This window comes from Paraclostridium dentum, assembly GCF_048568265.1.
GTDB classification, from domain to species: Bacteria; Bacillota; Clostridia; order Peptostreptococcales; family Peptostreptococcaceae; genus Paraclostridium; species Paraclostridium dentum.
Genome location: NZ_CP183813.1, coordinates 422,809 through 436,208, shown reverse-complemented (window position 1 = coordinate 436,208; position 13,400 = coordinate 422,809). Strand labels below are relative to the sequence as shown.

General features: G+C 28.7%; 13 protein-coding genes. 2 read left to right on the top strand and 11 right to left on the bottom strand.

The window, feature by feature from the left end:
• Positions 1–230: 230 nt before the first annotated feature.
• From ACN6I1_RS01875 to ACN6I1_RS01860, 4 genes are all read right to left on the bottom strand, one after another.
• Positions 231–935 carry a GntR family transcriptional regulator gene (locus ACN6I1_RS01875; RefSeq protein WP_419742542.1) on the bottom strand — a complete coding sequence of 235 codons (705 nt, stop codon included), beginning with the start codon at positions 933–935 and terminating at the stop codon, positions 231–233.
• Positions 936–1,116: 181 nt separating this feature from the next.
• Positions 1,117–2,295: an NAD(P)-dependent malic enzyme gene (locus ACN6I1_RS01870; RefSeq protein WP_419742541.1), complete on the bottom strand. Its 1,179-nt coding sequence runs from the start codon at positions 2,293–2,295 to the stop codon at positions 1,117–1,119.
• 31 nt (positions 2,296–2,326) lie between these two features.
• Positions 2,327–2,857 (bottom strand): Fe-S-containing hydro-lyase, encoded by a 531-nt coding sequence (locus ACN6I1_RS01865; RefSeq protein ID WP_419742540.1) that lies wholly within the window; start codon positions 2,855–2,857, stop codon positions 2,327–2,329.
• A gap of 12 nt (positions 2,858–2,869) precedes the next feature.
• Complete coding sequence (locus ACN6I1_RS01860; protein WP_419742539.1) at positions 2,870–3,709, bottom strand: fumarate hydratase; 840 nt, start codon at positions 3,707–3,709, stop codon at positions 2,870–2,872.
• 351 nt (positions 3,710–4,060) lie between these two features.
• Here ACN6I1_RS01860 and ACN6I1_RS01855 point away from each other — a divergent pair, with 351 nt between their 5' ends.
• Positions 4,061–4,981 (top strand): AEC family transporter, encoded by a 921-nt coding sequence (locus ACN6I1_RS01855; protein WP_021428563.1) that lies wholly within the window; start codon positions 4,061–4,063, stop codon positions 4,979–4,981.
• Between the two features lie 57 nt (positions 4,982–5,038).
• On the opposite strand, the gene ACN6I1_RS01850 is transcribed toward ACN6I1_RS01855, so the two are convergent.
• From ACN6I1_RS01850 to ACN6I1_RS01840, 3 genes are read right to left on the bottom strand one after another with little or no spacing between them, the layout of a single operon-like run.
• Positions 5,039–5,653 carry a DNA-3-methyladenine glycosylase gene (locus ACN6I1_RS01850; protein ID WP_419742538.1) on the bottom strand — a complete coding sequence of 205 codons (615 nt, stop codon included), beginning with the start codon at positions 5,651–5,653 and terminating at the stop codon, positions 5,039–5,041.
• 29 nt (positions 5,654–5,682) lie between these two features.
• Positions 5,683–6,162: a Cys-tRNA(Pro) deacylase gene (gene ybaK, locus ACN6I1_RS01845; RefSeq protein WP_021428545.1), complete on the bottom strand. Its 480-nt coding sequence runs from the start codon at positions 6,160–6,162 to the stop codon at positions 5,683–5,685.
• A gap of 55 nt (positions 6,163–6,217) precedes the next feature.
• Complete coding sequence (locus ACN6I1_RS01840; protein ID WP_021428540.1) at positions 6,218–6,589, bottom strand: MerR family transcriptional regulator; 372 nt, start codon at positions 6,587–6,589, stop codon at positions 6,218–6,220.
• 178 nt (positions 6,590–6,767) lie between these two features.
• Here ACN6I1_RS01840 and ACN6I1_RS01835 point away from each other — a divergent pair, with 178 nt between their 5' ends.
• On the top strand, positions 6,768–7,946 hold the full coding sequence (locus tag ACN6I1_RS01835; protein WP_419742537.1) for an iron-containing alcohol dehydrogenase: 1,179 nt from the start codon (positions 6,768–6,770) through the stop codon (positions 7,944–7,946).
• Positions 7,947–8,043: 97 nt separating this feature from the next.
• Here ACN6I1_RS01835 and ACN6I1_RS01830 read toward each other — a convergent pair whose 3' ends face one another.
• The 4 genes from ACN6I1_RS01830 to ACN6I1_RS01815 form a co-directional block, all read right to left on the bottom strand.
• Complete coding sequence (locus ACN6I1_RS01830) at positions 8,044–8,874, bottom strand: energy-coupling factor transporter transmembrane component T family protein (protein ID WP_419742536.1); 831 nt, start codon at positions 8,872–8,874, stop codon at positions 8,044–8,046.
• Positions 8,871–10,577, bottom strand: coding sequence for an ABC transporter ATP-binding protein (locus tag ACN6I1_RS01825; RefSeq protein ID WP_419742535.1), 1,707 nt, complete (start codon positions 10,575–10,577; stop codon positions 8,871–8,873). Before ACN6I1_RS01825 ends, ACN6I1_RS01830 begins: the two co-directional genes overlap by 4 nt.
• 12 nt (positions 10,578–10,589) lie before the next feature.
• Positions 10,590–11,144 carry an ECF-type riboflavin transporter substrate-binding protein gene (locus tag ACN6I1_RS01820; RefSeq protein ID WP_021428534.1) on the bottom strand — a complete coding sequence of 185 codons (555 nt, stop codon included), beginning with the start codon at positions 11,142–11,144 and terminating at the stop codon, positions 10,590–10,592.
• Positions 11,145–11,354: 210 nt separating this feature from the next.
• Positions 11,355–13,349 carry a YgiQ family radical SAM protein gene (locus tag ACN6I1_RS01815; protein WP_419742534.1) on the bottom strand — a complete coding sequence of 665 codons (1,995 nt, stop codon included), beginning with the start codon at positions 13,347–13,349 and terminating at the stop codon, positions 11,355–11,357.
• Positions 13,350–13,400: the final 51 nt, after the last annotated feature.

Sequence of the window (13,400 nt, the reverse complement as noted above, 5' to 3'; positions counted from 1 at the left end):
CTTAAAACTTAAATTAATCCTTATTAGCTAAATAAAAATGTTTATAAATACATAATTTATATAAACTTATGATTTATAAAGTTTATATATTCTTTTTATTGTTATATATATTATATTTTAAATGTATATACATTTCAAGTGTTTTATAAAAACATTTTCCCCATCTTTTTTTAAATTTACTTTACTTAATCAAAATAGTAATTTTCCTCAATAAAAAAAACTGTATCTGATTATTCAGATACAGCGCTTAAAGTTAGTGTATACCCATAATGATACGTATGTGAGTATTCAAAAACATCACTATTGTGTAATTTACAAACCTGACTTATATATAATAAAGCTTCTGGTTTTGTTAAGCCTAGTAAATTAGCTAACTCATCATTTGCTAAAACTGAACTTACTTCTCGTTCAGATATAGCTATCTTATATCCACAAAATTCTTCAACATAGTTATATAAAGATCCTTCACAATGAGATTTTTTTAAATTTGGAAATAATTTTACAGGCATATACGTCTCCATATATGATATTTTCTTATCATTAGCTAAACGTATTCTTTTAATCTCCCATACATTTTCTTTTTCAGTAAGATTTAATTTATTCATAAGCTCTTCATCAGCTTCAATAACATTAAGCTCCTCCAATATATTGGAAACTTTGTACCCCTTATTTTCCATCTCTTCTGTGAAACCGCTTACCGCAGAGATATTATCATATACTTTATTTGCTAAAACAATACTCCCTACGCCTCTTTGCCTAGTTATATATCCATCTTTAACTAAATTATTTAATGCCGATCTTACAGTCATTCTAGTTACATTAAATTCTTCACTTAATTGTTTTTCAGAAGGTATTAATTCTCCTTGCTTTAAAGTCTTTGACTGTATTAAATTTTTAATGTGACTTTCTATTTGCTTATAAATAGGTTCATTCATATTTATTTCCCCTTTTGTAGTTAAATTGTATATATATTTACTTTTAATATTTATACATTCAATTATAGACTATATTAAATTTTTTTTCCATCTCTACATATATTTAATTATAAAAGGATGAATACATAAGCTTTCACTTATACATTCATCCTTTTGTCTCATCTATTTTGATATAATAGTTTTATATTCTAGCTACACCAGTTTTTATAGCCGCTTCTTTTATAGCTTCTGCTACTTTTTTAGCTACATCTCTATCAAAAGATTTAGGTAATATATTATCAGGGTTTAAGTCTTCTATTTTTATAGAATTTGCAATTGCATTAGCTGCTGCTATTTTCATTTCTTCATTTATTTCAGTAGCCCTTACATCTAATGCACCTCTGAATATACCTGGGAATGCAAGCACATTATTTACTTGATTTGGAAAATCACTTCTTCCTGTTCCAACTATGTAAGCTCCACCCGCTTTTGCTTGGTCTGGCATTATCTCTGGAGTTGGATTTGCCATTGCTAATATTATAGATTTCTCGTTCATAGTAGCTACCATTTCTTTTGTTACACAGTTAGGCCCTGAAACTCCTATAAATACATCTTTATTTTTTATTACATCAGCTAATAATCCTTTTTCGTTATGGATATTAGTAACCTTTAACATTTCTTCTTGAGCCCAGTTTAAATCATCCATACCTTCTTCTAAGGCTCCATTTAATCCACATAACACAATATTTTTAACTCCCATGCTGATTAACATTTTAGCTATTGCTAATCCAGCTGCTCCAGGTCCATTTATAACAATTTCTAGATCTTCTATTTTTTTATTTATTAATTTTAATGAATTTATTATAGCCGCAGATAAAACTATAGCTGTTCCATGTTGATCATCATGAAAAACTGGTATGTTTAACTCTTTTTTTAATTTCTCTTCTATTTCAAAACATCTTGGAGCACTTATATCTTCTAAGTTAATTCCTCCAAATACAGGTTCCATTAATTTTACAGTATTTACTATTTCATCTACATCGTTCGTCTTTAAACATATTGGAAATGCATCTACATTTGCGAATTCCTTAAATAGTATTGCTTTTCCTTCCATTACTGGTATTGATGCACTAGCTCCTATATTACCTAAACCTAATACAGCACTTCCATCACTAACTACACCAACCAGATTTCCTTTTGATGTATATTTATATGCTAAATCTTCATCTTTAGATATTTCCACACACGGAGCTGCAACTCCTGGAGTATATGCAATAGATAAGTCATCTTTATCTTCAACTTTAACCTTACTACAAACAGTTATTTTTCCTTTATTCTTTTCATGCATTTCTAATGCTAACTCTGAGTAATTTTTAGTCATAACCTAACCTCTTTCATATTTTGATTTATAGTTATTTATTCATTTCATAAATGTTATTGCCATAACAATCGATTGCAACTACTGCAAATAAGTCCTCAACCTCTAATCTTCTTACAGCTTCTGCTCCTAAATCATCATAAGCTATAACTTCAGCCTTTTTAATAGAGTTTGATATATATGCACCTGCGCCACCTATAGCAGCTAAATATGCACATACATTTTTTTTCATCGAATCGATAACTACATCGTTTCTCTTTCCTTTACCTATCATTAACTTTAATCCTCTATCTAATAAAGGAGCTGTTAAGTCATCCATTCTATAACTTGTCGTAGGTCCAGCAGCACCTATTACTTCTCCATCTTTATGAGGTGTTGGTCCTACATAATATATAGCTTGCCCTTCTACGTTAAAAGGCAATTTTTCACCTTCTTTTATAGAATTAACCATTCTTTGATGAGCTGCGTCTCTAGCTGTATAAATTACACCACTTATACTTACCATTTCTCCACACTTTAGTTCTTTTACTGTTTCATTATCTATGGGAAGAGTTATTTTTTTCATATTTATCCCCCTTTATATTATAGCCTTTTTATGTCTTGCCGCATGACAGTTTATATTTACTACTACAGGAAGCCCAGCTATATGAGTTGGAAATGTCTCTATGTTAACTGCAAGCGCAGTTGTATTTCCACCTAATCCTTGAGGCCCTATTCCTAGGTTATTTATTTCTTTTAATATTTGTATTTCTAATTTTTTTATATTTTCATCTTTATTATGTTCTCCTATATCCCTTAATAAAGATTTTTTTGCTATCTGTGCACATTTTTCAATAGTTCCTCCAATTCCAACACCAACAACTATAGGTGGACATGGGTTTGGACCAGCTTCTTTAACCGTATCTATAATAAAGTTTTGTATTCCTTTTATACCATCAGATGGCTTTAACATTTTCATCTTGCTCATATTTTCACTACCAAATCCCTTTGGTGCAAACTCTATAGTTATTTTATCACCCTCAACTATATCGTAATGAATTATTGCAGGTGTATTATCTTGTGTATTTTTTCTATCTATTGGAGTTACAACTGATTTTCTTAAAAAGCCATCTTCATAACCTTGCTTTACACCTTCATTTATTGCATCGCTTATATTTTTACCTTCTACGTGTACATCTTGCCCGATACTTACAAAAAATACAGCCATTCCAGTATCTTGACATATAGGCATTTGTTTTTCTTTTGCAATTTCACAATTTTTTATTAATATCTTTAATATATTTTTTCCTAGTTCGCTATTTTCTTTTTCTTTATTCTCTTTTAAAGATTCTACAACATCTTCTCCTAGGTATATGTTTGCTTTTATACACATATCTCTTACAATCTCTGTAATTTGTGATGACTTTATAATTCTCACGAACTTATCCCCCATTTTCAAGTTTAATATTCGACTATATATAAAACTTTATCATTTTTTAATTATTTTAACAATAACAAAATTCGTTTAATCCTTTCTTTGCATTATATTTTACTCAAAAAAAACAAAAGCACATACTGTCCGAAAGTATATGCTTTAATGGGGGATATATGAGTTTTATGGTTGTAAGAGATATCTTAAAGTTTTGGGGGAGATTAATTATCTCTTATATTTTAATTATTTACCATTTTTTGAATTATATACATTTTATTTAAATATTTTCAATTTATTTTTAATAACTTTATTCATTCTCTCATTATCCTCTATATAATAGTTATAGGGGGTGATATATTGAACTTTAATAATATATTTATTCAAATAACCGTTTTATTTTTGCTTATTTTAGTTGGATACATATCTAGCTTTAAGGGGTTAATAGATAAACATACCACATCTGGACTTACGAAACTAATAATGGGGTTGTTTTTACCGTCTATGATAATTAGCGCTATGCAAATGGAATTTAACCCTAGTTTATTAGGCGATATTATATCTTTAATAATAATTTCAATATTAATGTACTCTACAACTATATTGATAGCTTTTTTATTTAAATTTTTTATAAAAGGCGATAAAGATTGCGGTCTTTATCAATATATAATTGTTTTCTCTAACGTTGGGTTCATGGGGTATCCAGTTATCGAAGCTGTTTTAGGCAAAGAAGCTATATTTTTTACAGCAATTTTTAACCTTCCTTTTAATTTTTTCGTATTTACAGTTGGAACTTATTTGTTAAATAAACATAATAGTGAATATAAATTTTCAATTAAATCTATTATAAGTCCTCCAATTATAGGTGTCTTAACTGGACTTTCATTATTCCTTTTAAGAATTAAACTTCCACTTCCAATATTTAATACTTTAAATATGCTTGGAAGTATAACAACACCTTTATCAATGATTGTTATAGGAAGCTTACTAGCTAATTCTCCTATTAAAGAAACTTTTATAAATAAAAAATTATATATAGTATCCTTTATAAGACTTTTAGTTGTTCCATCTGTTGTTTATTTTCTATTAAGCTTATATATTAAAAACCCATTATTATTAGGTGTGCCTGTAGTTATATCTGCAATGCCAGCAGCATCAAATACAGCAATCATGGCAAAAAGCTATGATGCAAATGATCAGCTTGCATCTCAAGCTGTATTTTTAACTACCTTAATATCTATAGTTACAATTCCTATTATAAGCATAGTTTTACTTAGTTAAAAAATTTACTCACTTAAGTTATTAAGCACAAAAATAGTTGTCTATTATTTTAGACAACTATTTTTTAGATATATATTTATTATCTTTTATATAATATCTCCATAAATAATCTTTAGCTTCTTGAGCATAATCGATATTTACACGTTTACTTTCAACAATTTCAAAATTTTCTTCCTCACCATTATTGATAGAATCTTTTACAGAAAGCTCATTACCTAATACGCTTTTAAAATTTAAATCTTTTTCAATTTTAAGAGCTTTGCACAATTTTCCTGGTCCATTGGTAATGTTTTTCTTTTGATATGTAGTTAATTCTTCATATACTTTATCATATCTATTTATTGAAATATCATCAATTCCTTTAATAGGCTCTACCGCTCTTATAAGTACGCACTGAGGTGTATCTTTGATATTTGCAGAAATATTTAAACAGTAATACATTCCGTATATTAAATAAACATATATGGTTCCTCCGTCTTCATATAACGGAGCTGTTCTATCTGTCCTTCTATCCCCATATACATGAGCAGCCTTATCCGTTATTCCCATATAAGCTTCAGTTTCAACTATTTTAACTATAATTTCTTTATCATCATATTTTCTAACTAAATACTTTCCAAGTAATTGTTTCGATAAAGCAATTGCATCTTGCCTGAAAAAATCTACATTCATTTAATCCCAACTTTCTTTTTTTAACTTACTTATATTATATCTTCAAATTTACTATTTATAACTTTTTGTAAGTCAAATGGATTTAGTTCTATTTGATATCCTATTTTACCAGCACTCACTATAATATTTTCTAAATCTTTTCCTGTTTCATTTATAAAAGTTTTATATAGTTTTTTCATTCCTACAGGAGAACATCCACCTCTTATATATCCAGTAAGTTTGTTTATATCACTTACATGTATCATCTCTACCTTTTTTTCTCCTGCTACTTTTGCAGCCTTTTTTAAATCTAAATTTTCATTAACAGGTATCACATATACATATAACTCTTTACTAGTTCCTTGTGTAACCAAAGTTTTATATACTTCACTTACATCTCTTCCAATCTTATTTGCTACAGATATTCCATCCACATGATCATCTGAAACATCATATGAAAGCATATTATATTTTACTTTTTTAGAATCTAAAATTCTCATTGCGTTAGTTTTTACTTTTGTTTTAGCCATAAAAAATCACACTCCCTAAAATAACTTATATATTAAATTTAACATATATTTCTTATCAATCACACCTCTTAGATTTCATAAAACCTTTATACCAACTGATTTTATCATCAATTTTATCTAGATGTTTTTGTAATAGCTCAAACTCTTTTAATATGTGTTCCCTATGCGAATTGAAAATGTCCAACCTCTCTTCTAATGTTTCATCTCCTTGTGAACAAAGTTTAAAATAAGATTTTATATCTTTTATGGACATTCCCGTAGCTTTAAGGCAACACACCATTTCAATTTGGTCTAAATCTTCATCTGTAAAATAACGTATACCATTTTTATTTCTATGAGGTGAAATTATATTTTCTTTTTCATAGTAGCGAATTGTATGCTGAGTTAAATTAAATTTTTTAGCTACCTCTGAAATTGTATAATTCATTCTTCATCCTCCTATAATTTATTTAGCTATACATTACTTCTTATAAAAATAATTGTCAATATTTAAAACAAAAGCTATTGACTTAGAGTTAACTCTAAGTATTAATATTAGCTTAAGAAAATTCTATTAAATAACTACACGATTTAAATTAAGTATAAAAATTTAGGAGGAATTGAGTTTGTTAAACTTTGATTATCAAAATAGAACTAGAATAATTTTTGGGAAAAATGAACATAGAAATATAGGAAAGTTAATAAAACCTTATGCAAATAAAGTTTTATTCCACTTTGGTGGCCAAAGCATAAAAAAAAGCGGAGTATATGAAGATGTAATAAATTCACTTTTAGAAAACCAAATAGACTTTGTTGAGCTCGGAGGAGTAAAACCAAATCCTCGTTTATCTCTTGTTAACAAGGGAATTGAACTGTGCAGAAAGGAAAAAGTAGACTTTATCTTAGCTGTAGGTGGAGGAAGTGTAATAGATTCTGCCAAAGCTATAGCAATCGGTATACCTTACAACGGAGATGTTTGGGATTTCTACTGCAAAGATATAGAAATTAAAGAAGCTATTCCAGTTGCAACTATTCTAACTATCCCAGCAGCCGGAAGTGAATCTAGTACTGGAACAGTTATTACTAATGAAGAAAAACAACTAAAATTATCTTGTGGTTGCGAATTACTTAGACCTTTATTAAGCATTATTAATCCAGAACTATATTTCACATTGCCAAAAAATCAAATCGCTAATGGAATTAGTGATATGATGAGTCATATAATGGAACGTTATTTTACTAATACACCTAATACAGATTTAATTGATGGATTATGCGAAAGCACATTAAAAACTATAATGAAAAATGGATCAATTATTATAAACGATAATAAAAACTATGATGCTTGGGCTGAAATAGCTTTATCTGGAAATATTGCTCATAACGGGTTACTTGGTTTAGGAAGAGAGCAAGATTGGGCTTCTCATAAAATAGAACATGAGCTTAGCGCTATATATGATGTTGCACATGGAGCAGGACTTTCTGTCATAACCCCTGCCTGGATGAAGTATGTATATAAAGAAAACCCACCTATGTTTGAGCAATTCGCTATAAATGTTATGGGTGTTGAAAGTACATCTAAATCTCAAGAAGAGATCATAAATGAGGGAATTGAAAAATTAAAATCATTCTATAAAAAACTTGAATTACCTACTAGTTTAAAAGAGCTTAATATCAACGAATCTAATTTAGAGTTAATGGCAAAAAAATCTACTAACTTTAAAGATGGGAAAGAAATTCTTATTGGTGGACTAAAAAAACTTAACTGGGAAGATGTTCTAACTATATATAATTTAGCTTTATAAGCATATATTATTCTTCTATTAAAAATCCCCATAATAATTCTATGTAGAATTATTATGGGGATTTACATTTTATTGTAATCTTATTAACTTGTTTTTACTATAAAAATGGATTATAGAATCTATTTCCATTTTTAAATGTAATATATAAAGATCCAAATAATATTACTATAGCTAATAGTATTGCTACGTAATCACTAGTTCTAAACTTTCTTGCATTATACCAAGTACGTTTTCTTTTATTTCCAAATCCTCTAAGTTCCATAGCACAACTTATAACTTCTATTCTCTCTAAACTTGAAAATATTAATGGCATAAGTATAGATGAAATATTTTTTATACGCTTCCCTAGCTTTTCTTTTTTAGACATATCTATTCCTCTAGCTTGTTGTGCATATGATATATCATGATAATCTCTTTGTATATCTGGTATATATCTTAAAGCTATAGCAACAGAATATGCAATTTTATAATTTATACCAAGCTTATTTAATGATGCTGCAAATTCACTTGGGTCAGTCGTAACTATAAATAGTAATGCCATAGGTATAGTTGCAAATATTTTTAAATTAAAATTTAATTGATAAAATAACTGCTCAGCTGTTACTGTATATGGTCCTATTAATTTAATTAAGTCCGTTCTTGTTCCATATATTTCAACACCTTGATACGGTCCTAATATAAATATGGCAATATTATTTAACACCATAAAGAATAAAATAAAATATATAACAAAAGCTACATCTTTAAATTTGACTTTTGATATTTTAAATATTATTAAACTTAATACTAACATTCCTACAAGAACTCTAGTATCATAAGTTATCATAGAAGCTATTGACCAAGCCATGAAAAATATTAATTTTGTAGCACCTGTTAAATTATGGATAGGCGAATCTTCTTTTATATATGATAGCATTGTTGTTTTCATACTCTTCTAATCCTCCTATCATAATCAATAAATTTATTAACAAATTTTCTTGGGTCACTTACCCCACATTTTATAGCTAACTCATAAACAGATGTTTCTTTTAGGTTCGCATGATTTATAACTTCACTATTAGTTAAAACATTAGCCGCTGTATCGTCATCTAGTTTAATACCATCTGCTATAACTATCGCTCTATTTGTGTATTCAAGCATTAAATGCATATCATGAGTTATCATTATTATAGTTACACCTTTTCTATTTAAATCTGCTAAAAATTCCATTATCTCATTATAATGTTTAAAATCTTGTCCTGCTGTAGGCTCATCTAAAATTATTATTTCTGGATTTAAAACTAATATAGAAGCTATAGTTACACGTTTTTTCTGTCCATAACTAAGTGCTGATATAGGCCAATTTCTATACTCATATAATCCACAAACTTTTAATGTTTCATATACTTTTTCCTTTATTGTTTCTTCATCAATACCTCTAAATCTAAGCCCTAATGCAACTTCATCAAAGATCATAGTCTTAGAAATCATTTGATTAGGATTTTGCATTACAATTCCTATTTTTTCCGCACGCTCTTTTATAGAATCATCTATTATATCTCTATTATTTAAAAGTATTTGTCCACTTGTTGGTTTATAAAATCCACATACTAACTTAGATATAGTAGATTTTCCTGCCCCATTTTTTCCTACTATACTAACCATTTCACCTTTATTTATTTTAAATGATATATCTTTTAATATAGGCTTATTTTTTTCATATTTAAATGATACATTTTTTAATTCAAGTAATACATCATCGTTGATTTGTTCTTCATGTATATTGCTATTACTATCCCATTTCTTTAAACAATTGCTGCATTTGTTTATATCTATAGTATTTATATGTCCAGGTTTCATATCAGGATTTATATCTACTCCTGCATATTTAAGAGCTGTAACATATAATGGTTCTCTTATTCCGCTTTCAATTAAAATATCTGAAGATATCAGCTCATCAGCATTCATATCTGCAACTATTTCACCTTCACTCATAACTATAATTCTATCAACATCACAATGAAGAACATCTTCTAACCTGTGCTCTATTATAAGAATTGTTTTATTTGTTTCACTTTTTATTCTATCTATAAGTTCTATTGCACTTTTCCCTGTAGCTGGGTCTAAACTAGCTAAAGGTTCATCAAATAACAATATATCTACATCATCAACAGTAACTCCTGCTAATGTAACTCTCTGCTTTTGTCCTCCTGATAAACTATAAGGAGCTGAATCAAGTTGTTTATCTATTCCTACTAATTTTGAAACTTTTTGTACCATAGATTTCATTTTACTTTGAGAAGTACAGTCATTTTCTAACTTAAATGCTATATCCTCAGCAACTGTTAATCCTATAAATTGGCTATCGGGATCTTGAAGTACAGTTCCTACTGTTTTAGATATTTCAAATATTCCCATATCTTTAGTTTCTTTCCCCATTATTTTCAAGCTACCCGTACTATTTCCTTGATAATAAAAAGGTGTAAGACCATTTATACAATGAGCTAAAGTACTTTTTCCAGAACCTGACGGACCTACTACTAATACCTTCTCTCCTTCATAAATTGTAAGATTGATATTTTTTAATGTAGGTTTAGCTTGAACTCTATATTTAAAAGTAAAATCTTTAAATTCTATTATTTTCTTTTTCATACGAATCTCCTTTTATAGTTCTTTATCTAAACTTCCCGTTGGTATCTTAGTCTTAGCATAACTTTTTATTATGGCAGTTCCTAAAACAGCTACTGTAATTATATTGCCTATTCCTCCTAAAACACCTTGTAAATATACTTTAGATGCAGGTTCTGCATAAATAAATATATCTAGAGTTGGAGCCACTACAAACCATGCAAGGGCATTTGCTATTATCTGAGTAATATTAAAAATTATTATTTCTTTTTTATTAAACTCTCCGCCACTTATATTAATTTTTTTAGATATAAGACCAATTACTAAACCAACTACAGCTGATGCTATAACCCAACTAAACCATGGTGAACCATAAAATATAGAATCCTTTAAACAGTGCCCTATAAAACCTATTAAAAATCCTGCAAGTGGACCATACATAAGAGCCATTAATGCTAAAAATGCATATGCCGTTTCTATATTAGTATTTGGAATTCCTGTTGGTATAGATCCAAAACGTCCTAATATCATAAATACTGCAGACCCTATCCCTATAGCAACTATAGTTTTTATAGTAAGCTTATTTCCCATACATCTCTCCTCCTTTTCTATTTTATTTTGGATAATTTATAAATATTTAAAGCAAGTATTATTCTAAATTTTAATAAGCACAAGACTTGCTAAATCCTTATATTTTAAATTTTGTCATAACTTTTATTATAAATATTTTATCGAAAAATGTCAATTTGCATCAATTTAAATTATAATAAAAAGCCCATTTAAAAAATGGGCTTTTTATGTTTATCTTTTCTTTCTTTTTATCTTATTAGTTTTACTGTTTCTTTCGTTTTTTTCATTTCTATTATTTCTAGAGTTATTTTCTCTAGAGTCTTTATTTCCGCGTTTTCCTCGACTATCGTCTTTTTTATTTCCTCTTGACGAAGCTTTAGATGAAGAGTTTTTATTTTTGCTTTTATTGTTATAATTTCTAGGATGTTCGCCTCTAGGTTTTATTAAACATCTTGGACCAAATCCTATCAAATCTTCTCTTCCAGCTTCAACTAATGCTGCATGAACTAATTCATAGTTTCTTGGAGCTCTATATTGAAGCAATGCTCTTTGCATAGCTTTTTCATGCTTAGACTTTGGAACATATACAGGTTTCATAGTTAACGGGTCTATACCTGTGTAGAACATTGTAGTTGATAAAGTTCCTGGTGTTGGATAAAAATCTTGAACTTGTTCTGGTTGATATTTAGTGTCTCTTAAATATTCAGCTAATTCTATTGCTGAGTTCAAAGTAGAACCTGGATGCGAAGACATTAAATACGGTATAATATATTGTTTTTTCCCAACTTTTTCACTTAATCTAAAGAATTTATCTCTAAATTTATCATAAGTGTTACCTGCTGGCTTTTGCATATGATCTAAAACTTCTTCAGCTATATGCTCTGGTGCAACTTTTAATTGTCCACTTACATGATGTTCAACAAGTTCTTTAAAGAACTTATCATTTTTATCTGCCATTACATAGTCATATCTTATTCCTGAACGTACAAACACCTTTTTAACTTTAGGTAAACTTCTTACTTTTCTTAAAAGTTCTAAGAAATCTGTGTGATCAACCTTTAAGTTTTTGCATGGTTCTGGGTGTAGACATTGTTTATTTTTACAAGCACCTTTAGTTATTTGCTTTTTACAAGCTGCATCTCTAAAGTTTGCTGTTGGTCCACCAACATCGTGTATATATCCTTTAAAATCATCTAGTTCAGTTATATATTTAGCCTCATCTAATATAGATTCATGGCTTCTACTTTGTACAGCTCTTCCTTGATGGAATGTTATAGCACAGAAAGAACAACTCCCAAAGCATCCTCTAGAACTTACTATTCCAAATTTAACTTCTTCTATTGCTGGTATTCCGCCCATAGCTTTATATATAGGATGATAATCCTTAGCATAAGGAAGTGCATAAACCTCATCTAGTTCTTCTCTATTTAATGGTTTTTCAGGTTTGTTTTGAACTAAATACTTGTCTCCATGTCTTTGTATTATAACCTTACCTCTATATGGATCTTGTTCATCATACTGAATTTTAAATGCTTTAGCATATTCTTCTTTACTTGAAGAAACATCTTTAAATGATGGTATCTCTACATAATCATCATATATTTCATCTTTGCTATCTGCTATATAACAAGTCCCATTTACATGTCTTATATACTTTGGTTCAAAACCATCATTTAATGCATTTGCAACTTCTACGATTTGTTTTTCACTCATACCGTAAACTAACAAATCAGCTTGACTATCTATAAGCATAGATTTTCTTACTCTATCACTCCAATAATCATAATGCGCAAATCTTCTTAAACTAGCTTCAATTCCACCTATTATTATTTTCGCATCTTTATATGCTTCTCTTATTTTATTACAGTAAACTATAACAGCTCTATCCGGTCTAAGCCCCATTTTAGCTCCTGGAGAATACATATCTTTATCTCTATGTTTTTTACTTACTGAGTAATGATTTACCATAGAGTCCATATTTCCAGAGTTAACTAAAAATCCTAGTCTAGGCTCTCCTAATTTCATAAAGTCTTCTGTTGTTTTCCAATCTGGTTGTGCTATTATTCCAACTTTAAATCCTGCGTTTTCTAAAACTCTAGATATTATAGCTGTACCAAAACTATGATGGTCTACGTAAGCATCTCCTGTTACTAATACGAAGTCTACCTGTTCCCATCCTCTATCTACCATATCTTGTTTGCATATTGGTAAAAATTTATTTGTCATTTAATCACCTACTTATATGTCATTTATATTTATTATTAACTACTTTTATTA